Here is a 24872-nt window from a genome sequence, read left to right as displayed (position 1 = left end):
CGGCTGCGTCCAATCGGCGGTGACTCCGCATTCGCTCCGTCAAGCGCGGGTCTAGGGACGGACTTCGTCCGGCTGCGTCCGATCGGCACACGACCTTTTTCCAGCTGACGGCCCGCGTTTGCAGGCCCTCGCGGCGGGTTTGCCCTGGAGACGCCGGGCCGGTGACAGCCATAAAGTTCTCCCACGACAGACTTGCGTGGTGGCCGGGGCTTGGGTGTAGTATTGCTGGCACCTGGACATAGTCCAGGCGCGTTCAGCCCGACCCCCCGGGGCTGAACCCGACGGCCCCAGCCTCCTCCCCCCCCGGCTGGGGCCGTCCTCTATCTAAGGGACGGTTCGACTTCTCGCCTACTCCGGATCTATCCACACCCCCCGGAGTTATCCACATTCGGCATTTTGCCTCTTCTGCACCGCTTCGGCTTCGACCACGCTGACCTGCATGGATTTCGAAGCTGCGCCGCCGGTCACGACGCCACCGGCACTTGTGCTCATCTGCGATACCCGACTTCGCGACGAAGTGCGCCGTGTCGCGGCGGCCGCGGAACGCGGTCTCGACGAACGTGAACTGCCGATCGGCAGGCACGCCTGGACCGGGGCGCCGCTGGTGATTCTCGACACAGAGTTGGCTCGGGAGTGCGCCGCGGCCGGATATCTGCGGCGTGTCGGCGTTGTTCTGGTGACCGATGGTGAGCCTGATCTGCTCGATTGGCAGGCCGCCGCGTCGGTCGGAGCGGAGCGGGTGATCGCGCTTCCCGGTGCCGCGGTCGGGCTTATCGAGAAGTTTGCTGAGCATGGTGAAAGCCGTGTGGGGGACGGTGTAGTCGTCGCGATTGCCGGGGCGGGCGGCGGCGCGGGCGCGTCCACTTTGGCCACGGCTACCGCACTGCGCGCGGCTGCCGAACGGTTCCGGCGCGACACGGTTCTCATCGACGGTGCACCGCTCGGCGGTGGCCTCGACCTGCTGCTCGGCATCGAGATGACCGCCGGTCTGCGCTGGCCGGATCTGGTGATCGAGGACGGCAGGGTGTCCGCTGCGGCGCTGCACAGCGCACTGCCCGCAGCGGCGCCCGGGCTCGCCGTGCTGTCCTGCGGACGCGGTGGTGCCGGGCGCTTGCCGAGCGAGATCGGACCCGCAGCGGTGCGCGCCGTAGTCGAAGCAGGCCGTGCCGCAGGCGATTTGGTGGTCTGTGATGTATCCGGCGAGCGTGGCCCGCACGCCGACCAAATGCTCGACTCGGCCGACCTCGTGGTGCTCGTGGTTCCGGCCAGGTTGCGCTCGATGGCCGCGGCGGAATCCGTTGCTGCCTACATCGGTCGGCGAAACCCCAACCAGGGCTTGGTAGTACGCGGCCCAGCACCCGGCGGGCTACGCGGAAACGAGGTTGCCGAGGTACTCGACCTGCCACTGCTCGCAGCGGTTCGCGCGCAACCCGGCCTCGCCGCCCGGCTCGAACGCGGCGGCCTGACCGTCCATCGCCGCGGTCCTCTCCGCGACGCTGCGGACGCCGTGCTCGCGGTCTTGAGCGCGCCGGCGGCACGGGGCCGCAGATGAGTGCATTGGTGACTTCCGAACTGCTGGATCGGGTGCGGGAGCGTCTTGCCGGTGGGGCAGGAGATCCAGATCCCGCTCAGGTGGCGGCGGCTATTCGGGCCGAGGCCGGTGGGGTTCTCGGTGACACGGATCTGCTTCGCGCACTGCGGTTGCTGCAGACCGAAATGACCGGTGCCGGGGTGTTGGAACCGCTGTTGCAGGATCCGCAGGTCGCTGACGTGCTTGTGACCGGGCCGGATGCCGTCTGGATCGACCGTGGACACGGGCTGCGCAGGACATCGGTCACGTTTCCGGATGAGGCCGCGGTGCGCAGGCTGGCGCAGCGGCTTGCCCTTTCGGCGGGGCGGCGGCTCGACGATGCGCAGCCGTGGGTCGACGGCAGGCTTTCGGGAAGGGAAGGGGCGCTTGGAGATTCCTTCGGTGTCCGGCTGCATGCGGTGTTGGCGCCGGTGGCGCACGGTGGCACCTGTGTGTCGCTGCGGGTGCTGCGCCCCGCGACGCAGGGTTTGGACGCGCTTGCGGCGTCCGGTGCGGTGGCGCCCGATGCGAAACTGCTGCTGGAGCGGATCATTCGGGCCAGGCTGGCTTTCCTCGTGGTCGGCGGTACCGGTGCTGGAAAGACAACACTGCTGTCGGGGCTGCTCGCCAAAGTCGGACCCGAGGAACGGATCATCTGTGTCGAGGACGCGGCGGAACTCGCGCCGCCGCATCCCCATGTCGTGCGGCTGGTTGCGCGCACCGCGAATGTCGAGGGCGTCGGCGAGGTGACGGTGCGGGACCTGGTGCGCCAGGCGCTGCGGATGCGACCGGACCGGATAGTGGTCGGTGAGGTGCGCGGTGCGGAGGTGGTCGATCTACTCACGGCGCTGAACACAGGGCATGACGGGGGAGCGGGGACCGTGCATGCGAACTCGCCCCAGGAAGTGCCTGCGCGTCTGGAAGCTCTTGCGGCACTGGGAGGTATGGATCGAGCGGCGTTGCACAGCCAACTCGCCGCCGCAGTGCGGGTAGTGCTGCACGTGCACCGGAGGGCCGATGGCTCTCGCGGGTTGCGCGAAATCGGCGTGGTGCGGCGCGACGAGAGCGGACGTGTGGGAATCGCGGCGGCCTGGCGGGCGGATCACGGCCCCGCCGTCGCCGCTACCGAACTGGCCGACCTGCTCGACGAACGGCTCGACCGATGATCGCGGCGTTGGCCTGCCTGGCGCTCGCGCTGCTGAGCGCACCGGCGCCGATGCCACACCGCCGCTTTCTCGGACTGATCGTCGCGTCCGATGCCGTTCGGAAACCGCAGCGCGGCAGTTTATTTCGAGTTGCGGTCGGGATCGGCATCGCCGCGACAGCGGTCGCCGGAATCGGTCCGCTCATAGCCGCGGCGCTGGTGCTGGGCACTGTCGGTGTCCGGGTCCGTCGCGCTCGGCGCGACCGTCTGCGCAATGCCGAATGTGCTCACCTGCTGGACGCGGTCGAAGCCGTCATCGGCGAACTGCGGGTGGGTGCCCATCCGAGCGCCGCCGCCGCGGTCGCCGCCCACGAATCTCGCGGCGCGGCGGCGCACGCGTTCGCCGTCAGCGCGGCCCGCAGCAGACTGGGCGGCTCCGGTGCCGACGGCTTGCGCAATCCGGATTCCGTCGTAGCCGTCGAACTGGCCGCGATATCCGACGCCTGGCGGGTCGCCGAGCACCACGGCCTTGCACTCGCCGAACTACTGTCCGCCGCCCGCACGGATCTCCTGGGCCGCATCCGTTTTCGCGGCCGCACCGCGGCCGCCCTTGCCGGCGCACGCGCCACCGCCGCAGTATTGGCCGGCCTCCCCCTGCTCGGCATCGCTCTTGGCCAACTGATGGGCGCCGCACCACTGAACGTCCTGTTCGCCTCCGCCGCGGGCACCATCCTGCTCCCACTGGGCGCCGGTCTGGCATGCGCGGGACTGCTGTGGACGGACGCGATTACCCGAAAGGTGCTCGTATGAACCGGCCCAACGGATGCAGCCTTGCAGCGGATCAGTGCGATGACCCGGTGGGTGCTGGTGCCAACCGGCCCAACATGTGCGGCCTTGCAGCCTGCCGTGGCTCGACCATCGCGCCGCGGGTAGCCGTATGAAGGGAGGTAGGGGTGACGGGAATTGCCGGTGGTGCGGTGTTGTTGTTGGCGGGGGCACTTCTGGTGCTGCCTGGGCGAGTGGCGGTGACGCGGCGGCTACGGGCGCTGTGTCGGGATGGTTCGGAGCCATTGGTGGTGTCGGGGCGGGGTGCCTGCGACGATCCGCTGGCGGTTGCTTCGGTGTTCGATCTGCTCGCCGCGTGTCTGCGGGCGGGGCTGCCGATGGCGGATGCGGCGCGGGCGGTGGCGCCGGGCGCGCCGGCGGTGCTCGGCGATTCGCTTCGCCGGGCCGCCGATCTGCTGGCGTTGGGGGCGGACGCGGCCACGGCATGGGAGCGCGCGGCGCAGGACGCGGTGGGCAGGCCAGGGGCCGCGGAGGTCGAGTCGCTGGCGCGGATGGCGCGGCGGTCGGCTCGTTCAGGCGCCTCGCTGGCGGTGGCAGTCGGCGAGCTGGCCGAACAGCACCGGGGTGCGGTCGAGGATGCAGCCGCCGCACGCGCCGAGCGGGCCGGAGTGATGATCAGCGGTCCGCTCGGCCTCTGCTTTCTGCCCGCGTTCATCTGTCTGGGCATTGTGCCCGTGGTGATCGGTCTCGCAGGCCGTGTTCTCGGCGGTGAGCTGCTGTGAGCGAGCGAACGACGGATTCGACACCCCACGGGCACGACATCGTCGTAGGCCGGCGAGGTGCGGTCGTGGCCGAGCACGCTGCCACGCCGGGGAGGGCTTGTCCGCGCGGATCGGCCGCGTGGGCCGGAGAGAGAGGGGAAGACGGTGCGAATCGAGCAGATGACGGATCGGGCGCTGCATCGGTTGGAGGCCATCTATATGGAGGTGAGATCGCGACTGGTGCATGCGGCTGTCGCGGACGAGGGCATGAGTACCGCCGAGTATGCGATCGGGACAATCGCGGCAGCCGCCTTCGGTGCCGTCCTGTACGGGGTGGTGACCGGCGACAGCATCGTGAACGCGTTGACGAAGATCATCGATCGGGCGCTCAACACCACCGTGTAGCGATTCTGGTAAAAGACTGCGGTGCAACGGTTCTCGGTGACGAACGAGGTTCGGTGACGGTTGAAGCAGCGATCGCGTTCGCCGCCATCGTCGTCGCGGTAGTGCTGTGCCTCGGCGCACTTCTCGCGGCATCGACACAGGTGCGCTGTGTCGATGCCGCGCGCGAGGCGGCGCGGCTCGCTGCCAGGGGCGACCGATCGAACGCAGTGTCGGCGGCGAGGCGGGTCGCGCCGCCCGCCGCCGACATCACCGTCTACAGCGAGGGTGACCGGGTAGTCGCGGTCGTTTCCGCCCGTTCTCCGTTGCTGCCGCTGTTGGTCCTGCGTGCGGATGCAGTTGCGGTACGCGAGCCGGGAGTAGCTCGGTGATCGAGCGCACAGGCCGAGCCGGAGCCGCATTGTGTTCAGCCGCGGTTCACAGCCCGCGACGTGTGGCAGGGGATCGGCGACGTGTGCAGGTCACGAGGGCTCTGTGGGCGCGTGCCAGCGAGGCACCGTGTTGATCGGGCGTCGGGCGGAGGAGGGAGGGGCGACGGTATTGGCCTGCCTGGCGCTGACGGGGCTGATCGGGGCGACGCTGCTGGTCGGTCAGGTCGGTGTGGTTGTGGTGACCCGACACCGCGCGCAGGCCGGCGCCGATCTCGGTGCATTGGCTGCGGCGGGTGCGCTGGAGCAAGGGGCGGAGGCCGGATGTGCTCAGGCGTCGGAGATCGCGCGGCGTATGCGAGTGCGGATTCAGGCGTGTGAAGTCGCGCAGTGGGATGTGACTGTCACTGTGGTGCGGAATGTACCAATAGGTCTGTATGGAAACTGGACTGTTCGAGCTGTTGCTCGTGCGGGTCCTGTCGAAGATGGAGTGTGACCCGTGCGTACATGCACTCATCAGTGGTAGCCCAGCGCGGTGTAATTCGGTAATTGGAATGATCGAATAATTGTGGGCCTCTCTTCAATTCCCGCAAGTGACCGGACAAAGCAATGAATGAATGCGCATGTCGCAAGGGAAAGTCTGTGGCAATACCCCAGTTAACATGAATCTATTCCTCTTTATTCGGTCGCGTGACACTCGCGGCAAGGCCTCGCGGACCTGCCGGTCTGCCCTGGTGATCATCCGGCCATATGGACACCCGGTCACGCTGCGGGGTCAGCGCCGTCACGGATCGACCTCGGCGTCTCGACTTGCAATTGCAAGGTCATGAACAGGTGCTCAGTTCGGCAAGTACCGCGGTGAGCAGACGCCCAGCGCCCGCCTTGTCCAGTGGATGGTTGCCGTTGCCGCACTTGGGCGACTGCACGCAGGACGGACAGCCTGCCGCGCACGCGCAGGATTCGATGACCGCGAGGGTCGCCGACAACCAGCGCCGCAGCTGCGCGAACCCGCGCTCGGCGAAGCCCGCACCTCCCGGCTGTCCGTCATAGACGAACACCGTCGGCAGGCCGGTGTCCGGATGTTCGGCGGTGGAGACGCCACCGATATCCCAGCGGTCACAGGTCGCCACCAGCGGCAATAGACCGATTGCCGCGTGCTCGGCCGCATGCAGCGCGCCCGGCGTCCGCTCCGGAGCAATGCCCGCCACGGCCAGCAGCTCGGGCGTCACGGTGTACAGCACCGCGCGGGTCGGCAGGGTCTGTGCGGGCAGATCCAGCTCGATCAGGTCGAGCACCTCGCCGCCGAGCAGGGTGCGCAGATAGCCGATGACCTGGCTGGTCACCCGTACCTGCGCCAATGCGGTGGTCACGCGGCCATGTCGGTGCCGTTCGGTCATCGCGTCGACTTCGATGGAGGTGACCTGTCGGGCGCTGGTGGTCCAGCCCGGATCGTCGGCATGGACGAAGGCGACACCCTCGTCCAGGTCCAGCTCTTCGACGACATAGGTATCGCCTTGATGCAGGTGCACCGCGCCTCGGTGCAGCGTGGCTGGGGCGCGTCCAGCGTCGGCGGTGCCGAGCAGCCTGCCGGTCTCGCCGTCCACGATGGCGACCGGCGTGCCGATGCCGCCGCGCACGTCGACGGCGTCGTGCGGCTGTGTTTCCGCGGTGACGTACCAGCGTGCGCCCCCCTTCGCCCCGGCGATCACTCGTCGACGAATCAGCCCCTGACCTGCGAGATCGGTCAGCATTTCGCGGGCGCCGAGTGCATCGACCTCGGCATCGGTGAGCGGAAGTTCCAGTGCCGCGCACAGCAGCTGGGGGCCGAGTACGTAGGGGTTGTGCGGGTCGGTGATGGTGGCCTCGACCGGCTTGTCCAGCAGTGCCTCCGGGTGGTGGACGAGGAAGGTGTCGAGCGGATCGTCCCTGGCCACGAGCAGTACCAACGAGCCTTGGGTGCGGCGTCCCGCGCGGCCGGCCTGCTGCCAGAACGAGGCGACGGTACCGGGAAATCCGGAGATCACCACGGCATCGAGCCCTGCGATGTCGACGCCGAGCTCGAGCGCATTGGTGGTGGCCGCGCCGAGTAGCGACCCCGTGGACAGCGCCGTTTCCAGGTCCCGCCGGTCCTCCGCCAAGTAGCCCGCGCGATATGCGGCGACCCGCTCGGAGAGGGTCGGATCGGTCTCGGCCAGCAGCCTGCGCGTCTCCATGGCGGTCAGTTCGGCCGCGCGGCGGGACCGTACGAAGGTCAGCGTTCTGGCGCCTTCGATGACCAGATCCGCCATGATCCTGGCCGCCTCCGAGGTGGCCGAACGTCGAACGGGAGCGCCATTTTCGCCGGTCACGGTGGTGAGCAGGGGTGGCTCCCACAGTGCGACGGTGCGCGGGCCCTGCGGTGAGCCGTCCTCGGTGACCGCGACGCAGGGAGCGCCGATAAGCCGGGATGCGGCGGCCGCGGGTTCGGCCGTGGTCGCCGAGCACAGTACGAATATCGGGTCGGCACCGTAGTGCGCCGCGATACGCCGCAGCCTGCGCAGCACCAGTGCGACGTGGGAGCCGAAGACGCCACGATAGGCGTGGCATTCGTCCACCACTACATAGCGCAGCCTGCGCAGCATCCTGGCCCAGCGCTGGTGTGAGCGCAGGATGCCGACGTGCAGCATGTCGGGATTGGTGAAGACCCAGCGGCCATTGGCCCGCACCCATTGCCGGATTTCGGCCGGGGTATCGCCGTCGTAGGTGGCCGGATGAATATCCCGGAGCGCTCCCTCGTGTGTCAGGTCGTTCACCGCACGCAGTTGATCGGCGCCCAATGCCTTGGTCGGTGCGAGATAAAGGGCGGTGGCGCGCGGGTCCTCGCACAACGCGGTCAGCACGGGCAGCTGGTAGCCCAGTGATTTGCCGGATGCCGTACCGGTGCTGACCACGACGTGCTTGCCGCCAGCGGCCAGGTCGGCGGTCCTGGTCTGGTGGGTCCACGGGGCCGCGATGCCGGTGGCGCGAAACGCCTCGACCACGTCCGCCGCGGCCCAATCGGGCCAGGTGGTGGTGGCTGCCACCCGGGCGGGCAGCTCGACGACATGGGTCAGTCGGGGATCCCCGTCGGGGACCCCGGCTAGGACACGATTCAGCAACGATCCCCCATAGCCGAGGTGGTTGCTGGCGCGCGGTTGGGTTGTCGGTTCGGTCGGATTCATGACTCGGGCACCGCGACACGCGTAGAAAGTGTGAAACGTGTGCGCTTTGGAAGCTTCACCTGCCATTTCGATACCCAATAGCGACCTGGGTCACACGCGGTTTGCCAGACGCTCACTCGGTTATCCGGAGGCAAACGAACCTCAAGTCTGGATTCAAGCATTGTGTCCCTCACCTGCGCATTCGCAAGATCAACTTTTTTGCAAATTGTCGGTAACTCGACTGTTGAATTGCTCGGAGACATGGTTCACTGGTTCCTGGTCGCAAGCTTCTGTGTTCGAGGGACGGATCCAAAGTCCAAACCGTCAGCAGGATCGATGTTGCGAACGCTGTGCTCGGTGCTTTCCTGCAGGGGGAACCAACAGTACAGCGGTCGGAACGGACCCGGTGGGCGAACCTACTTGTCCGCCGTTCCGGTAAGAAAAGAGAAGGAACAGAATGGCACAGGGAACTGTGAAGTGGTTCAACGCGGAGAAGGGGTTCGGCTTCATCGCGCCCGAGGACGGCTCAGCTGACGTCTTCGTCCACTACTCGGAGATCCAGGGGTCCGGCTTCCGCACCCTCGAGGAAAACCAGAAGGTCGAGTTCGAGGTTGGCCAGGGCACTAAGGGCCCGCAGGCCACCGGAGTTCGCGCGCTCAGCTGAGCACGCAACGATCCAACAGCTCGTCCCTCACCACCGGTAACGGAGGTGGGGGACGAGCTATATCTGGGGCAGATACAACTGACACGCGCACAACCCAAGCGCGCCAATGCCATTCGGCCTGTCGTCACGATCAACGCACGTCGGGGCCATCGCGGCGACCGCCGAAACGCGGGGCCGCGAACACGCCGCGCCGTAGGTGCCGCAAAAAGACAGGGCATACTGATCGGCAATGACGCGCGTACGCTCTGTGGTTCGGGTCGCAAGCACTCGACCACACACAGCGTCAAGGTATAAACGTGTCTGGTGGCGCCATCAAGAGCTGTCGCCGCCGCTTGCCCCAGCCGCGCAGTGCATGAACAGCGTCGCGCGGGTCGACAGGAAAGGTGTATTCGCCGGTGGCAACACGAGACCGCGGTGCAGCCGACCAGGGCCGTCCCCTGCGTCGTCTCGTGATCGTCGAGTCCCCGACCAAGGCCCGCAAGATTGCGCCCTATTTGGGCCGCAATTACACGGTCGAGGCCTCGGTCGGTCATATCCGGGACCTCCCTCGCGGTGCGGCGGACGTCCCGGCCAAGTACAAAGGCCAGTCCTGGGCGCGCCTCGGCGTCGATGTCGACAACGACTTCGAACCGATTTATGTGGTGAGCCCGGATAAGAAGGCCAAGGTATCCGAGCTCAAGAGCCTGTTGCAGGACGCCGACGAGCTCTATCTGGCCACCGACCCCGACCGTGAGGGCGAGGCCATCGCCTGGCACCTGCTGGAGACCCTCAAGCCGAAGGTCCCGGTCCGGCGCATGGTGTTCCACGAAATCACCGAGCCCGCCATTCTGGCCGCCGCGGCCGACACCAGGGAACTCGACAACGACCTGGTCGATGCGCAGGAGACGCGCCGCATCCTCGACCGGTTGTACGGCTACGAGGTCAGCCCGGTGCTGTGGAAGAAGGTCATGCCGCGATTGTCGGCGGGCCGGGTGCAGTCGGTCGCGACCAGGGTGGTCGTGCAGCGCGAACGTGAGCGAATGGCATTCCGCTCCGCAGAGTATTGGGATATCGCGGCGAAGCTCGACGCTGGCGGGGAGAACGGCGATGCCGCCAACCCGCGGACTTTCGGGGCGCGGTTGGTCAACGTCGCGGGGGCCCGAGTCGCCACCGGCCGGGATTTCGGTCCGGACGGGCAGCTCAAGGGCAACGGGGTCGTGGTACTCGACGAGGCGCGCGCGCGTCGGCTCGCCGCGGCGCTCGACGGCGCCGACCTGGTGGTTTCCTCGGCGGAGGCCAAGCCGTACACCCGTAAGCCGTATCCGCCGTTCATGACGTCCACGCTGCAGCAAGAGGCGGGCCGCAAGTTGCGGTTCACCTCCGATCGGACCATGCGGGTCGCGCAGCGGTTGTATGAAAACGGCTACATCACCTACATGCGTACCGACTCGACCACGTTGTCGGAGTCGGCGATCGCCGCGGCCAGATCGCAGGCGACCCAGCTGTACGGCGCGGAGTACGTCCACCCGACGCCACGGCAGTACACCCGCAAGGTGAAGAACGCGCAGGAGGCACACGAGGCGATCCGCCCGTCCGGCGATACCTTCCTGACCCCCGGCCAGCTGCACGCGCGGCTGGACAACGACGAGTTCCGGCTCTACGAGCTGATCTGGCAGCGCACCGTCGCCTCGCAGATGGCCGACGCCAGGGGCACCACGCTCACCCTGCGGATCACCGGCGTCGCGGGTACCGGCGAGGAATGCGTGTTCTCGGCCTCGGGTCGCACCATCACCTTCCCCGGTTTCCTGAAGGCCTACGTCGAGAGTGTTGACGAGGAGGCGGGCGGTCAGTCCGACGACGCCGAATCCAGGCTGCCCGCCCTCGACGAGGGGCAGAGCGTCACCGCGGTGGAGCTGAATCCCGATGGGCACAGCACCAATCCGCCTGCCCGATACACCGAGGCGTCGCTGATCAAGACGCTCGAAGAGCTCGGCATCGGACGTCCGTCGACCTATTCGTCGATCATCAAGACGATTCTGGACCGCGGCTATGTCTATAAGCGCGGTAGCGCGCTGGTGCCGTCGTGGGTGGCGTTCGCGGTGATCGGGCTGCTGGAGGCGTACTTCGGCAGGCTGGTCGACTTCGACTTCACCGCCGGTATGGAGGACGACCTCGATGCTATCGCCGGTGGGCGTGAGCAACGCGGAAACTGGTTGTCCGGCTTCTATTTCGGCGGCGATCACGGCGTCGAGGGTTCGGTTGCGCGGTCCGGCGGACTGAAGAAGATGGTCGGCGAGCGGCTCGAGGAGATCGACGCCCGCGAGGTCAACTCGATCAAGCTCTTTGTCGACGAGGACGGTCGCGATGTCGTTGTCCGGGTCGGCCGGTACGGGCCGTACCTGGAGCGGATGGTCACGAATCCTGATGACCCCGAAGGTGATTCGATCTCGCAGCGGGCCAACCTGCCCGACGATCTGCCGCCGGACGAACTGACCCCCGAGGTCGCCGAGAAGCTGTTCTCCACCCCGCAGGAGGGACGCTCGCTCGGCATCGATCCGGTAACCGGGAACGAAATCGTCGCCAAGGAAGGACGTTTCGGCCCGTACGTCACCGAGGTGCTGCCGGAGCCGCCCGCCGAGGAGACGCCGCCGCCCGCCAAGAAGACCGCGAAGAAGGCGGTGGCGCCGAAGCCGCGGACCGGATCGTTGTTCAAGACAATGGATCTGGCCTCGATCACCCTCGATGACGCGTTGAAGTTGTTGTCGCTGCCGCGCGTTGTCGGTGTCGACCCCGCCAACAATGAAGAAATCACCGCGCAGAACGGGCGTTACGGCCCATATCTGAAGAAGGGCACGGACTCTCGTTCGCTCGCGAATGAGGATCAGTTGTTCACCGTGTCGCTGGAGGAGGCGCTGAAGATCTACGCCGAGCCCAAGCGGCGCGGCAGGCAGGCCGCCAGCGCGGCGTCGCTGCGCGAGCTCGGCAATGACGCGGCCACAGGTAAGCCGATGGTGATCAAGGACGGGCGGTTCGGCCCGTACGTCACCGACGGTGAGACCAATGCCAGCTTGCGCAAGGGCGATGAGGTCGAGTCGATCACCGACGAGCGGGCCTCGGAGCTGCTTGCTGATCGTCGAGCGCGCGGACCGGTGAAGAAGAAGGCCGCGGCCAAGAAGGCGCCTGCCAAGAAGGCGGCGGCGAAGAAGACTACCGCGGCCAAGAAGGCCACGGCCACGAAGTCAGTGGCGAAGAAAACCGCCGCGAAGAAAACCGCTGCCGAGAAGTCCTGAGTGCGTCCCGGCGCCCGATCATTCGGGCGCCGGCGGCGGGGATGTGTCGTAGCCTCGGTCCGAATCGCTTATCGACCGCGAAAGGACCCCGATGGCAACCGAACAGGAACGTGCGGATCTCATCGCCGCGCTGGCCGCTCAGCGCGAGCTGTTCCAGATCACCCTGCGTGGCATCGACGATGAACAGGCCAGGCAGCGCACCACGGCAAGCGAGCTGACCCTGGGCGGTCTGCTGCACCACCTGGTCAGCTGCGAACGGCACTGGGCCACGGTTATCGAGGAACGGGACGAGACGGCGGAGCTGGACATCTCGAAGTTCGACGGTGAATATGCCATGGGCCCCGATGAAACGGTGGCGGGCTTGCTCGCCGAGTGGGAAGCGGTGGCAGCGGCGACCGCGAACCTGATCCGCGCCGAAGCGAGCCTGGACACCTCCATCCCCACCCCGACCGCCCCGTGGACGCCTGAGCGGGTCTGGTGGACGGTGCGTTTCACGGTGCTGCACATCCTGCGTGAGATCACCCATCACAGTGGGCATGCCGATATCATCCGCGAGGCCCTCGACGGCGCGAACACCACATACCAGCGGGCCTGAATCCAGCCGAACTCATGGGCGGCAGGGCCGACTCTGTGTATCGGTGGCATGCCGCAGGGGTGCGCAACTCCGAGTGCCAGTCAGCGGTCGTAGGCAGAATCGACCGTGCGGGAGGTGCATGACTACGGGGCATCACATCGGTGAGCCGAGCCGGGATCATGGTGTCGGTGGCGGCGGCTAGGGTGTACGGCGTGGCGGGTGTCTTCGATCGGCTGGTCGGCCAGGATGTGGTCGAGTCCGAGCTGACTGCTGCCGCGATCGATGCGCGTGGGGGCAGTATCTCCGGCGCTATGACGCACTCCTGGCTGTTCACCGGACCGCCTGGATCGGGTAGATCTGTTGCGGCGCTGTGCTTTGCCGCCGCGTTGCAATGCACCGACGAGGGCACGCCCGGGTGCGGTCGTTGCCACGCGTGTACGACGACGATGGTGGGGACACACGGTGATGTGCGCCGGGTGATTCCCGAGGGGCTGAGTATCAGCACCAAGGAAATGCGCGCGATCGTGCAGATCGCGTCGCGGCGGCCGAGCACCGGCCGCTGGCAGGTGGTGCTCATCGAAGACGCCGACCGGCTGACCGAGGCGGCGGGCAATGTGCTGCTGAAGGTGGTCGAAGAGCCGCCGGACCGCACCGTCTTCCTGCTCTGCGCGCCATCGGTGGATCCCGAGGACATCTCGGTGACACTGCGGTCGCGGTGCAGGCATGTGCATCTGGTGACGCCGTCGGTGCCGGCCATCGCGCAGGTACTGCGGGACCGGGACGAACTCGACGAGAAGACTGCCACCTGGGCGGCCTCGATCAGCGGCGGGCACGTCGGTCGGGCACGGCGACTTGCTACCGACGAGGAGGCGCGGGGGCGTCGTCAGCGCGCGTTGGCATTGGTGTCGGCGGTGGCGCGGCCCGGCGCTGCGTATGCGGCGGCCGACGAGTTGGTCAAGTCCGCCGACGACGAGGCCAAACAAATGAGCGCGGCTCGGGACGAACGCGAACGGGACGAACTGGCGACCGCCCTCGGTGCGGGCGGCACCGGCAAGGGCGCGGCGGGCGCGACCCGCGGGTCGGCCGGAGTATTGAAGGACCTGGAGCGTAGGCAGAAATCCCGCGCCACCCGAACCGGCCGTGACGCACTCGATCGCGCCCTGATCGACGTCGCCGGCGTGTACCGGGACGCGCTCGCGGTCCGCTTCGGCGCCGCGCGCAGCGGTTCCGGTGTCGCCCTCACCCACCCCGACATCTCCGACCAGATCCACGATCTGGCCGATCGAGTCCGCCCCGAGGGCCTGCTCCGCTCGATCGAAGCCGTCCTCGCCTGCCGCGAGGCCCTCGACCTCAACGTCAAACCCCGCTTCGCCCTCGCCGCCATGGTCGCAACCCTCATGTCCGCCCAATCCGCGTGACGATGTTCGGTCAGCGGGTCCCCTCGTGGCAACGACGATGACCACCCGTTTTCGCGATCCGGCCACCAAGGCGATAGACTCGCGACGCCGAAAGGCACGCCGCCTTAGCTCAGTCGGTAGAGCGCTTCACTCGTAATGAAAAGGTCGGGGGTTCGATTCCCCCAGGCGGCTCCATTTTCCCAGGTAGATGCCACTTTTGGCCTGCCCGAACTCGTGCCGAGTTGGCTGAAACTCTCAACCGAGTCCCAACACAGTCGATCGACTTCGCCGCTGATCAGCCAGGACTGCTGACCGCACGGTTCGATGCGAAAAGAGAATCGAGTACCCGCGCGAACCGTCACCGTTCCCGGGACGACGCCGCCGAGACTTGTCGACTCGTTGAAAGCGCTCGCTGTTGCGGTACGGTTACCAGCGCTGCGGCGTGCCGACCGATAGTGTGCTGATCCACACGCCGAACCCATGATCCGCGACGACGATCGGCGTTCGAGTTCGTTTGTGAAAGTTCCGTTTCGATGACGTTCGACTGGAGCGTGATGAACCGCAGGCATTCACATATATCTTGGCCGGAATCACCGCGGTGATGGTGGCCGTCGCTGGTGCTGTCACCGTTGTCGACAGCGCGACCCTCGCTGAGCCAGGGGGGTCAGCTCCGGCGGGATGAATCTGATCGCGTCGGTGAATGCCAGCGCTGTCGTATCCACCGGCGGTGATCTTGCATTGGGGGTGCCGTTCGCGCACGTGGCCAAGGTGTCCGGGGATGACGGGATACGGCCATGAATTCGTGCTCTGAGCCGCCTCGGCGACCCTCCGGCCCGAGGATCCGGAACCGGACTCGGCCCGCCGGAAAGTGCGATCAGCTCGCCCGCCTGGCTTCGGAACTCGTCCAACGGTATGGGCGCGCTATCTTGCTCTACCTCGCTCGATGAGGGGAGCGGTCATGTACTGCAATGACATTCGATGAATATCGGAAATCGGAGAGAGATGGGAATGATCATGGTCCGTGGAATCTTCAAGAACGCAGGTCGCAAGCTGATCGCGGGTGTGCTGCCGTTGGCGGCCGCCGTCGCGTTCGTCGGGGTCGCCGCCCCCGCGCAGGCGGCTCCGGTGCAGGCGCCCGCACCGGTCGTGCAGCAGGTCGCCGAGCCGGTGCAAATCATTGCAGCCACCTCGGGCGTTCCGCTCGAGGAGATCGCGACGAACCCGGAGGCGACCAACTCCGATCCACTGGCCAACGGCGCGGCCGCGGGCGCCGCCGCGGGCGCGGCGGGTTCGGGTGTGCTCGCCGCGGCCGCGTGCCTGCCCGGCTTCATCGTCATGGCGGTGCCGTGCGGGATCGTGGGAGCGATCAACGGCGCTGTGATCGGTGCGGTCGTCGGCCTGCTCGTCGGCGCGATCACGCCGGAGGCGGTGCCGCAGGTGCTGCCCTGATCGAGGGCTGATGGCGGTTCCGGCGTTGCTGCGGACCGACCAACGGCGGCGTGGGTGTTGCTCCTGGACCGGGCGCCGTTGACCGGTCCAGGAGAACGATGTGTCAGCCTGCTGCAGCAGTGCCGAGGCTGGCGCCGAGAACGACCTGCTGGAGTACCGCGTTGAAGCGGTCGGCGGCTTCGATATTGCCGAGGTGGCCGGTGGGCCAGACGTGGTAGTCGGCGAGATGGCCGGTGCGGGACAGGGTTTCGACGATCGGGCGGGACATGCGCTCGGGGAGCAGAAGGTCGTTGCTGCCCGCGATCACGGTGGTGGGGACGGTGAGATGCTTTGCGGCGTCTCCGAGTTGGAGGTCGGCCAGTGCCGCGGCGTGCCTGCCGCGGGTGAGCGGGCGGCAGGAGCGCACGATGCCGAGGGAGAAGTTCACCTCGTCGGGGGTCGAGTCCTTGGACATCACACGGGACTTGAAGACCGCGGCGACCGGCCAGCCGCCGGGCAGCGGAACCGGTGTGGTCAGTACGGTTTCGGCGACGAGGGCGGGTATGCGCACCTGGGAACCGAATACCGTGACCGGCTTGTTCGAGAGCGTCAACGGCCTGGTCAGTAGCGGGAGCAGGTCGGTGTCGTACCTGACGTTGCCCGAGGTGGTGTTCACCAGCACGACCGCGGAGGCGCGCCGCCGTACCTGCTCGGGATAGCGAGCTGCCCACGCCTGCAACGTCATTCCGCCCATGCTGTGCCCGGCGAGCACCGCGCGCTCGCCGGGACGCAGGGTGGCGTCGAGGACCGCGGAGAGATCGTCGGCGAGCGTTTCCGCGCCGGGCCCGATGGTGCCGAGCTGGCTTTCGCCGTGGCCGCGCTGGTCGTAGCAGACCACGCGGTACCGATCGGCGAAGGCGTTGATCTGTGGGTTCCAGTACTCGATGCTGCAACTCCAGCCGTGGATCAGCACGATCGTCTGGCCATCGGCGGGGCCGTAGCTGTGCACCCGGAGGCGGGCGCCGTCGAGGGTGGTGACGGGGATGACCTCGTGCGCAACGGTGGGTGTGTTCAACGATGCGGTCCGGAAAGTGCGTGATCGCAACCCTGCACGATAGGCGGCGGTGAGGGCGCCATTGCGCGCCTCCGCCAGCGTCTTCATCGACTTCACCAGCATTAGAGCACTCCTTTGTGTCTGGCGACACAGTACCGTGCAAGCAAGGTGCTTGCTAGTGCAAGCGCTCGTTTCCGGAAAACCTGGCTCATTCACGTGGATACCCGACAATCGGACGGGCGAACGGTGCTTCTGGAAGAAACATCGCGCACGAGCGAGTTCTTCCGGTGCCGCCGAACGACGCTGATCGTCACTTATGGGTATCGAGGGTGCGGGAATCGCTGTTATCCGGCAGGGCGGCCCCGCGTCGGCGAGTGCGATATCGCCGGTCAGCTGGTGGAGTAGAGAGCGGCGATGTCCTCCGGCATGACCAGGCAGACCTGATCGTCGGGATGGAAATCGCCGGGGATGTCGCGGCGGTTGGGGGCGCGGACGAAGACCACGAGGGAGGAACCGTCGCCGGGATCTATCTCCACCGCGACGGAGCCTGGGGAATCGCTGTCCGGTGGAACATGCCAGTGGCCCACATGCCCGAATTCGAGCTTGCGAGACGCACTGACCCCGAATCCGTCGAGCCGGGTAACACCAGCGGCATCCACGTCGAGAAATTGTACTCTAGCTGGGAAAACGTCGTAAGTTTTTGATCATGAACCGCAAATCTCGTCGACCATGTCGTACCGCGGTGCAATGATCGCGGTCATGGCTTCCGATGCGATCGGATTTGCGGCACCGATTCCGGTACTTCGCATGTTCGATACCGCCAAGGCGTACGAGTTCTATTGCGACTACCTGGGATTCGCGGTCGACTGGGAACACCGGTTCGGCGCGGACTTCCCGCTCTACGCGCAACTCTCGCGAACGACGGCGAAGATCCACCTCAGCGAGCATCACGGGGACGGTACCCCCGGATCTGTCGTGTGGATCGCCGTGGACGACATCAACGCGCTGCACGCGGAGCTGGCAGCCAAGGAGTACCGCTACGCCAAGCCCGGCTGCCCGGAAGACGGCCCCGGCGGGCCGGGCTTCGAACTGGTCGACCCGTCGGGCAATACCTTGCGGTTCGCGCAGCCCGACTGAGGCTCGATTTCCGTAGGTGGCGGCGGCAGGTGCGGCACGGTTACCGTTGTTGCTTGTGGAGACCACGCACGTAGCCGATCCGGCGGCGCACCCGGGGCCGGAAGGTGTGAATCGCTCGGGGTGGCGCGCTCTCGGCGTGCCGCTGCTGGTGGCGGGCGTTGGTATCGGTGCCGCGGTGCTACTGCACTTCCGAGATCCGCACAACGAGGGTTCCTACGGGATATGCCCGGTCTACGGACTCACGGGGTACTACTGCCCGGGATGCGGCGGACTGCGCGCGATGCACAACCTGACCGACGGCCACCTCATCGACTCGCTGCACAGCAATGTGCTCGCCGTGCCGTTGGTGCTCGGCTTCGTCTGGTTGGTGAGCGATTGGGCGGTGCGCGCCTGGCGTGGTCAGCGGATGCGCTTGCCGCAGATCGGTCGCAGCACGATGTGGGTGGTGTTCGCCCTGTTCGCGGTCTATTCGGTGCTGCGCAATACCCCGTGGGGAAGCTGGCTGACGCCCGTCTAGTTGGTGGGCACTCGGCGCGGCATACGTGAATCTTCCGAGGAGAACCGGGCAGGCTTCGACTATGACCGACACATTGAAGGACCGCGTTCGCGCGAAGCTGCTGCGCCAGCTCGCCGAGGATGGCGCCCGGGACTCGGAGCAGGACGATCCACGACTGATCTCGGTGGAGGCGGACCTCGAGGCCTTGAACAGCGTCGCCGACGACGACCCGCTCATCGAGGAACTGGCCACCCGCTATCTCGTCTTCTGAGCTCGCGTCAGGCTCCGGTCGACAAACCGTTGTAGGGCGGCGGTAGCTGCGGCAGCGGTTCGCTGAGCAGCCAAGCGTCCCACAGCGGGCGCAGCGGAACGAGGCTGTAATGGCCTGCCAGGTCGGTGAATTCCTCGGTGGTGACCGAGGCGTGCCGGTAGCGGGTGGTCCATTCCCGGATCAGATCGAAGAACGACAGGTCGCCGAGTTCCAGGCGCAGTGTGTGCAGGGTGAGCGCACCACGCTTGTAGACCCGGTCGTCGAACATGCGCTGTGGGCCGGGGTCGCCGACGGTGATGTCCTGTGGCAGCCGGGACAGGTTGTGCCGGGCGGCGCGAGCCAACTGGTCGGCGGTGGGCCCGCCCGCGGCCTCGGACCAGATCCACTCGGCGTAGCAGGCGAAACCCTCGTGCAGCCAGATGTCGCGCCACTGCTGGATGGTGAGACTGTTGCCGAACCACTGGTGCGCGAGCTCGTGTGCGACGAGGCGTTCGGCGCCGCGACGGCCGTCGCAGTGGTTGGCGCCGAAGATCGAAATGCCCTGGGCCTCGATGGGGATTTCCAACTCGTCGTCGGTGACCACCACCGTGTATCCCTCGAAGGGGTACGGGCCGAAGCGTTCGGTGAAGAGGTCCATCATCTGCGGCTGGCGGCCGAAGTCGTGCTCGAAATCGGCGCGCAGCCGGGCCGGGACGATGGCCTGCATCGGCACCGCATTATGCGCGGAACCGATCCGATGCTTCTGGTATGGGCCGATCTGGATGGTGGCCAGATAGCTCGACATCGGCTCCGGCTGTTCGTACACCCACGTGGTCTGACTGGCCTTGATCTGTTTGCGCACCAGGGTGCCGTTGGCGATCGCGTAGTACGGAGTGTCGGTGGTTATCGAAATCCGGTAGCTCGCTTTGGAACTCGGGTGGTCGTCGCAGGGGAACCAGGATGCGGCGCCGTTGGGCTGGTTGGCTACCAGCGCACCCTCGGTCAGTTCCTCCCAGCCGACCTCGCCCCATGGGCCGCGCACCGGTTTCGGAATCCCGCCGTACTGGATGACCAGCGAGAGCACGCCACCCGCTGGAATGTTCTGCGGTGGCGTGACGACCAGCTTGCCGTGCTGATGCACGTACTTGGCTGCCTTCGCGCCGTTGACGAATACCTTGGAGACAGTAAGCGATTGGGAGAGATCCAGCGCGAACCGAGGCCGGATCGCCGTGGTCACCGCCGTGATCTCGGCGCGGCCTGCCAGCCGGTTGCTGGTGACCTTGTAGACGAGGCCGAGTTCGTACCGCGATACCCGGTAGCCACGGTTTCCGTTCTGCGGCAGGTATTCGTCGATGGGCTCTTCGTAGAACTTGCCCGGCATCAGTTGACTGCTCCGGCCTCGCTCGGTCTAGGTACCCGCTGATCCTTTCGAGCGACCTGCAGGTAGTCGCTAGCGGTGGACCACGGCGCGATCGGATTGCCCCACCAGCGCGTGGACGGCGGTACGGTGTCACCACGCATGACCAGCGAGGCAGGGCCGATGGTCGCGCCGTCGCCGATGCCCGCGGCGGGCAGTGCGACGCAGTGCGGCCCGAGGGTGGCGCCCGCGCCGAGGGTGACGGTGTCCATGGCCATGATTCGATCGTGGAAGAGATGGGTCTGCACCACGCAGCCTCGTTCCACGGTCGCGCCGTCGCCGAGAGTCACCAGGTCCGCCTCCGGTAGCCAGTAGGACTCGCACCATACCCCGCGACCGATCCGCGCACCGAGTCCTCGCAGCCAGAGATTGAGCACCGGCGTGCCCGTCGCGGCGCGCGCGAACCACGGTGCGGCAACGGTTTCGACGAACGTGTCGGAAACCTCATTGCGCCACACGAACGAACTCCACAGCGGATGTTCCTCGGCGCGAATTCGACCGACCAGCAACCACTTTGCGGTGATCGCGCTCGCGCCTGCGACCGCGCCGGCGGCCATCAGCACCAGTCCGCTCAGCAAAGCGGCGGCCAGGTAGCCGATCGATTGTGCGGTCCAGGCCAGGGTGAACAGCACGCCGAGGCCGATGGCGAAGGTCACCAGCACCGGGAAGAGCCTGCAGGTTTCGACGATGCCGCGGGCCAGCTTGAGCCGCAGCGGCGGATGGAAGGTGCGCTCGACGTCGCCGGTCTCGGAGGCGCGCCGCAGTCGGACGGGCGGGCTGCCAAGCCAGGAGGAGCCGGCCTTGGACTTGGACGGTGCGGCGGAAAGCACTGCGACCAGACCGTTCTTCGGCACCTTCCGCCCGGGCGCGGTCATCCCGGAGTTGCCGAGGAACGCGCGTTTGCCGATCTTCGCATCACCGATGCGCAGCCAGCCGCCGCCGAGCTCGTAGCTGGCGATCATGGTGTCGTCGGCGAGGAACGCGCCGTCGGCGACAGTCGTGAATTTCGGCAGCAGCAGCACCGTGGACGCTTCGACGCTCTTGCCGACCTTTGCGCCGAGCAGGCGCAGCCATACCGGGGTGAGCAGGCTGGCATAGAGCGGGAACAGGAAGTTGCGCGCCGAATCCAGCAGTCGCTCGGTGGCCCAGGCCTGCCAGCCGACGCGGCTGCGCACCGGGTGATGGCCCTCGACGAGCCCGATGCTGAGCAGCCGCACCGCGAGCAGCGTCGCCACCGCGTACACGGTGAGGCTAAGCAGTGTGGCGACGGGCAGGATCGCGAAGCCGCGGCCGAGCGCGCCGGCCAGGGTGCGGGCGTCGCGGATGAACCACGCGATGAACGCGCCGCCCGCGGCCAGTCCGAGAATGGGCATGGACGCCAGCGCCATCGAGGTCACGCCGAAGATCGCGATCCAGTGCGCAGCCCGTGCGGGAGTGTGGTCGGGCCAACGATGCCGGGCCTTGCCGACCTTCGTCGCGGGCGAGCCCGCCCACTCCTGCTCGGCCTTGACCTTGCCCGATACCGCGGAGCCCGGCGCGATCTCCGCATTCTTGCCGATCTTGCTGCCGGGCAACAGGATCGACCGCGCGCCGACTACCGCGCCGGGGCCGATGACGATCGGTCCGATGTGCACCACGTCGCCGTCGATCCAGTACCCGGAAAGGTCGACCTCGGGTTCCACGCTGCAGCCGTTGCCGAGTTCGAGCATGCCGGTCACCGGGGGCAGGGTGTGCAGGTCGACGCCGTTGCCGATCTTCGCGCCGAGTGCGCGCGCGAAGGGCACCATCCATGGTGCGCCGGAGAGGCTTTCGGCGCCGCTGGCCTCCGAGAGTCGGACCGCAGCCCACAGTCGCAGGTGCACCGATCCGCCGCGCGGGTAGTTGCCGGGCGACACCCCGCGCAGCAGCACTCGGGCCCCGGTCGCGCAGATGACCATTCGGCCGGGTGGGGAGATGAAGAGCAGGAACGCGGCCAGGGTCCACCACCAAGACAGATGCGGCAGCCAGGGCAGCGAGCCGGACCAGCCCGCGATATTTCCGACGATCGCCAGCCACGTGAGCCACTGCATGCCGGTGAGGGTGGACAGCGGAATGGTCGCGAGCACCTGGATCAATTGGGCGCGGAGCGGAGTCGGGCGCACGATGCGCGCTTCGGTGGCGGCCGACGGCGCGGTCTCGTCCAGTAATTCGGCCAGCGCGCCGAGACGGGGATGGTCGTAGAGGTCGGCGACCGCTATGCGCGGGTACCGTGCGCGCAGCGCGGTGACCAGCTGTGCGGCCGCGAGCGAGCCGCCGCCCACGTCGAAGAAATCGGTATCGGGACTGGTGACCTCGGCGCCGAGGATCGAATCCCACAGTCCCGCCACCCATTGCTCGGTGTCGGTGAGATTGTGGTCCGGGGTGTCGGTGTCGTTCGGCAGTGGCCATGGCAGGGCGTCGCGGTCGACCTTGCCTGAGGTACGGGTGGGCAGTTCGGGCACGACAGCGAGCCGTGGCACCAGTGGCGCGGGGAGTTGTTCTGCGAGTGCGGCTCTGGCTGCGGAGAGGTCGAAGTCGGACGCGGTGCCGGTCAGGTAGCCGACCAGTATTTTGTTGCCCGCCTTGGTGGTTCGGATCGCGGCGGCGGCGCCGGTCACGCCGGGCAGGTGCTGCAGGGCGTTATCGATCTCGCCGAGTTCGATGCGGCGGCCACCCAGTTTGATCTGATCGTCCGCGCGGCCGAGGAAGACAAGGCCCTCGCTGTCATTGCGGACCAGGTCGCCACTGCGATAAGCCCGGTCCCAGCCCACCGACTCGAGTGGGGCGTATTTTTCGGCGTCCTTCGCCGGATCGAGGTAGCGGGCCAACCCGACGCCGCCGATCACCAGCTCGCCGGATTCGCCCTCGTCCACCGGATTTCCGGCCGCGTCGACGACGGTGAGGTCCCAGCCGTCCAGCGGGAGGCCGATCCGAACCGGAAAGCTCCCGTCCAGCAGCGCCGCGCAGGCGACCACCGTTGCCTCGGTGGGGCCGTAGGTGTTCCACACCTCACGGTCCGAATCTTCGTTTCCGGCAAGGCGTTCGGCGAGTTCCGGTGGTACCGCTTCGCCGCCGAAGATCAGCAGCCGGACCGGGTCGAGCGCCTCGGCGGGCCAGGTCGCGGCCAGTGTCGGCACTGTGGAGACGATGCTGATCTCCCTGCGCACCAGCCAGGGACCGAGGTCGGCGCCGGTACGAACAAGGGCGCGCGGCGCGGGCACGAGGCAGGCGCCATTGCGCCAGGCCAGCCACATTTCCTCGCAGGAGGCGTCGAACGCGACCGAGAGCCCGGCCAGTACCCGGTCGCCCGGCCCGATCGGGGCGTCCCGCAGGAACAATCGCGCCTCGGCGTCGACGAACGCGGCGGCGTTGCGGTGGGTTACCGCAACACCTTTCGGGGTTCCGGTGGAACCGGAGGTGAAGATGATCCAGGCATCGTCGCTCGGGTCGGGGCGTAGAGGCGAGTCATCGGCCGAGTCCGGGTCGGTCGAGTCGGCTCCCGCCGCGATCCGTTCGGCTCCCTCCGGCGTCGTCTTGACCCCCGATAAGGTCACGATCGCGGTGACCTTCGCATCGCCGAAGACCAGTCGGGCTCGTTCGTCGGGGTCGTCGGCATCGACCGGCACGTAGGCGGCGCCCGCGTGCAGGATGGCGAGGATTGTGACGTAGAGCTCATGGGTGCCGGACGGCATCCGTACGCCGACGCGGTCGCCGGGCCGCACGCCCGCCGCGATCAGCCGAGCCACTCCGGCCGCGATCTCGCCCCGCAGCTCGGTGTAGCTGAGGACGACTTTGCCGTCGTCGATGGCGGCCGAGTCGGGGTGGGCAAGGGTGGTGCTGGTCAGGATGTCGACCAGGGTCCTGACCTGCGGAGCGAGTACGGCGCGCAGTAGGGGGCCCGGTGCCGGTTGCCCGGTGTCCGTGTCCGCGCCCACCGCGGCGTCGACCTGCGGCTGCAGCATCACGTCCTGCCCCACCTCTCATAGACCTGCCTAGCGCTTCACGAGTGTTGTTTCACAAAAGGGTTACCAATTGGCAAACGCCAGGGTGATCAACAGTCCACGGTACCTGCGGTACTGGGCTCCCGCCGCTCAACAGACCGGGTGGTCGGTCTGCTGGGCGGCCGCGCGGGCGGCCCAGCCTGCCTGATCGGCACACGGCGAAGGTGCGCGGCGGCGGTGCGCCGTCGAGTGGTCGACAGACTCCGTTCGGCCGCACCGGCTACGCGGCGGACGCGGCGGTGCCGACGCCGAGGGCCGCGAGAATGGCCGCGCTCGCCTGTTCGAGGCGATCGCGGACCTTCGGCTTGCGCAGCATCGCCACCGCGCGGGAGGCGGCGATAGCGAGCAGCACCATCTCCACAGCGGCGATGCTCGACTCGACCGCGCCGAGGGCGAGGGTGTTGGCAAAGGTGACCTCGGTGAGGAATTGGGGCAGCACCGCGAGGTAGAACAGGCCGACCTTCGGGTTGAACATGCACGACACCACACCCGCGGCGAACGCCGAGCGAATCGAGGCGGGAGCGCCGGAATTCGCCTGCGCGGTAACCGCTTCGGTGGGGTCGGCGATCGCACCGGCCGCACGGCGTTGCCGCCGGTGGTCGATCAGCGCCCGAACTCCCAAGTACACCAGGTAGATTCCACCGACGATCTTGAGCGCGCGATAGGCCGTCGCCGACTGCTCCAGCAAGGCGGCGACGCCCGCCGCGACGACAACGGCCCACACGATGCCGCCCAGCGCCGATCCGATCGCCGCGGCGATCCCCGGTCGCGCGTCCACGATCGAGAAGCGCAGCACCAGGAACGAATCGGGGCCCGGTGTGATCGACAGCAGTACGCACACGCCGATGAAACTGAGCAGCAGGGAAAGCGTCACCTACCGATGGGACCGCACATCACGACATCGCGCAACTGGGTTTGACGTGCGCAGATCGTGCGCGACTAGCCTCGGCTCCTCCG

The 24872-nt window shown here is 67.4% G+C and carries 21 protein-coding genes and 1 tRNA gene; 16 read left to right on the top strand and 6 right to left on the bottom strand.

The features are described 5' to 3' along the window. Positions 1-439 precede the first annotated feature (439 nt). From ssd to ACFQZZ_RS10475, 7 genes are all read left to right on the top strand, one after another. Positions 440-1552: a septum site-determining protein Ssd gene (ssd, locus tag ACFQZZ_RS10505; protein ID WP_378677443.1), complete on the top strand. Its 1113-nt coding sequence runs from the start codon at positions 440-442 to the stop codon at positions 1550-1552. Further along, the gene (locus ACFQZZ_RS10500) at positions 1549-2736 is read left to right on the top strand and encodes a TadA family conjugal transfer-associated ATPase (protein WP_378677440.1); all 1188 of its coding nucleotides are present in this window, start codon (positions 1549-1551) and stop codon (positions 2734-2736) included. The genes ssd and ACFQZZ_RS10500 overlap by 4 nt, the downstream gene beginning before the upstream one ends. Further along, positions 2733-3524, top strand: coding sequence for a type II secretion system F family protein (locus ACFQZZ_RS10495; RefSeq protein WP_378677438.1), 792 nt, complete (start codon positions 2733-2735; stop codon positions 3522-3524). The genes ACFQZZ_RS10500 and ACFQZZ_RS10495 overlap by 4 nt, the downstream gene beginning before the upstream one ends. A 143-nt stretch (positions 3525-3667) precedes the next feature. Beyond that, positions 3668-4282 (top strand): type II secretion system F family protein, encoded by a 615-nt coding sequence (locus ACFQZZ_RS10490; RefSeq protein ID WP_378677435.1) that lies wholly within the window; start codon positions 3668-3670, stop codon positions 4280-4282. A 198-nt stretch (positions 4283-4480) separates the two neighbouring features. Then, a complete protein-coding gene (locus ACFQZZ_RS10485; protein ID WP_378678368.1) occupies positions 4481-4666 on the top strand; it encodes a DUF4244 domain-containing protein in 186 nt (61 codons plus the stop codon). A 53-nt stretch (positions 4667-4719) separates the two neighbouring features. Beyond that, positions 4720-5034 (top strand): TadE family type IV pilus minor pilin, encoded by a 315-nt coding sequence (locus ACFQZZ_RS10480; RefSeq protein ID WP_378677432.1) that lies wholly within the window; start codon positions 4720-4722, stop codon positions 5032-5034. A gap of 31 nt (positions 5035-5065) precedes the next feature. Continuing rightward, positions 5066-5527 carry an Rv3654c family TadE-like protein gene (locus ACFQZZ_RS10475; protein ID WP_378677429.1) on the top strand — a complete coding sequence of 154 codons (462 nt, stop codon included), beginning with the start codon at positions 5066-5068 and terminating at the stop codon, positions 5525-5527. A 328-nt stretch (positions 5528-5855) separates the two neighbouring features. On the opposite strand, the gene ACFQZZ_RS10470 is transcribed toward ACFQZZ_RS10475, so the two are convergent. Next, positions 5856-8231 carry a DEAD/DEAH box helicase gene (locus ACFQZZ_RS10470; protein WP_378677426.1) on the bottom strand — a complete coding sequence of 792 codons (2376 nt, stop codon included), beginning with the start codon at positions 8229-8231 and terminating at the stop codon, positions 5856-5858. 436 nt (positions 8232-8667) lie between these two features. On the opposite strand from ACFQZZ_RS10470, the gene ACFQZZ_RS10465 reads away from it, so the two are divergent. The 6 genes from ACFQZZ_RS10465 to ACFQZZ_RS10440 all read left to right on the top strand — a co-directional run bounded on the left by ACFQZZ_RS10465 (position 8668) and on the right by ACFQZZ_RS10440 (position 15563). After that, positions 8668-8874, top strand: a complete 207-nt coding sequence (locus ACFQZZ_RS10465) for a cold-shock protein (protein ID WP_011206895.1) — start codon at positions 8668-8670, stop codon at positions 8872-8874. A 449-nt stretch (positions 8875-9323) separates the two neighbouring features. Then, positions 9324-12143 (top strand): type I DNA topoisomerase, encoded by a 2820-nt coding sequence (gene topA / locus ACFQZZ_RS10460; RefSeq protein WP_378678365.1) that lies wholly within the window; start codon positions 9324-9326, stop codon positions 12141-12143. Positions 12144-12234: 91 nt separating this feature from the next. Then, positions 12235-12738: a DinB family protein gene (locus ACFQZZ_RS10455; RefSeq protein WP_378677423.1), complete on the top strand. Its 504-nt coding sequence runs from the start codon at positions 12235-12237 to the stop codon at positions 12736-12738. Between the two features lie 158 nt (positions 12739-12896). After that, positions 12897-14135: a DNA polymerase III subunit delta' gene (locus tag ACFQZZ_RS10450; protein WP_378678362.1), complete on the top strand. Its 1239-nt coding sequence runs from the start codon at positions 12897-12899 to the stop codon at positions 14133-14135. 98 nt (positions 14136-14233) lie between these two features. Further along, positions 14234-14309, top strand: a tRNA-Thr gene (locus ACFQZZ_RS10445). An 819-nt stretch (positions 14310-15128) separates the two neighbouring features. Beyond that, positions 15129-15563, top strand: coding sequence for a hypothetical protein (locus ACFQZZ_RS10440; protein ID WP_378677420.1), 435 nt, complete (start codon positions 15129-15131; stop codon positions 15561-15563). A gap of 103 nt (positions 15564-15666) precedes the next feature. Here ACFQZZ_RS10440 and ACFQZZ_RS10435 read toward each other — a convergent pair whose 3' ends face one another. Both ACFQZZ_RS10435 and ACFQZZ_RS10430 read right to left on the bottom strand, forming a co-directional pair. Next, positions 15667-16719: an alpha/beta fold hydrolase gene (locus tag ACFQZZ_RS10435; protein WP_378677418.1), complete on the bottom strand. Its 1053-nt coding sequence runs from the start codon at positions 16717-16719 to the stop codon at positions 15667-15669. A 266-nt stretch (positions 16720-16985) separates the two neighbouring features. Next, positions 16986-17255 carry a hypothetical protein gene (locus ACFQZZ_RS10430; RefSeq protein WP_378677416.1) on the bottom strand — a complete coding sequence of 90 codons (270 nt, stop codon included), beginning with the start codon at positions 17253-17255 and terminating at the stop codon, positions 16986-16988. A 100-nt stretch (positions 17256-17355) separates the two neighbouring features. On the opposite strand from ACFQZZ_RS10430, the gene ACFQZZ_RS10425 reads away from it, so the two are divergent. From ACFQZZ_RS10425 to ACFQZZ_RS10415, 3 genes are all read left to right on the top strand, one after another. Then, complete coding sequence (locus ACFQZZ_RS10425) at positions 17356-17733, top strand: glyoxalase superfamily protein (RefSeq protein ID WP_378677413.1); 378 nt, start codon at positions 17356-17358, stop codon at positions 17731-17733. A gap of 55 nt (positions 17734-17788) precedes the next feature. Beyond that, the gene (locus ACFQZZ_RS10420; protein ID WP_378677411.1) at positions 17789-18250 is read left to right on the top strand and encodes a DUF2752 domain-containing protein; all 462 of its coding nucleotides are present in this window, start codon (positions 17789-17791) and stop codon (positions 18248-18250) included. A 61-nt stretch (positions 18251-18311) separates the two neighbouring features. Continuing rightward, positions 18312-18500, top strand: a complete 189-nt coding sequence (locus ACFQZZ_RS10415) for a hypothetical protein (protein WP_378677408.1) — start codon at positions 18312-18314, stop codon at positions 18498-18500. A gap of 7 nt (positions 18501-18507) precedes the next feature. Here ACFQZZ_RS10415 and ACFQZZ_RS10410 read toward each other — a convergent pair whose 3' ends face one another. From ACFQZZ_RS10410 to ACFQZZ_RS10400, 3 genes are all read right to left on the bottom strand, one after another. Beyond that, complete coding sequence (locus ACFQZZ_RS10410; protein WP_378677407.1) at positions 18508-19860, bottom strand: M1 family metallopeptidase; 1353 nt, start codon at positions 19858-19860, stop codon at positions 18508-18510. Then, entirely contained in the window at positions 19860-23876 is a 4017-nt protein-coding gene (locus ACFQZZ_RS10405; protein ID WP_378678359.1) for a Pls/PosA family non-ribosomal peptide synthetase, read from the bottom strand. The genes ACFQZZ_RS10410 and ACFQZZ_RS10405 overlap by 1 nt, the downstream gene beginning before the upstream one ends. Positions 23877-24135: 259 nt before the next feature. Next, positions 24136-24789 (bottom strand): LysE family translocator, encoded by a 654-nt coding sequence (locus tag ACFQZZ_RS10400; RefSeq protein WP_378677404.1) that lies wholly within the window; start codon positions 24787-24789, stop codon positions 24136-24138. Positions 24790-24872: the final 83 nt, after the last annotated feature.

It is taken from the genome of Nocardia sp. GCM10030253 (assembly GCF_042675075.1).
Taxonomy (GTDB): Bacteria; Actinomycetota; Actinomycetes; order Mycobacteriales; family Mycobacteriaceae; genus Nocardia.
The sequence above is the reverse complement of the archived record's forward strand: the minus strand, read 5'-3'. Positions and strand labels throughout refer to the sequence as shown.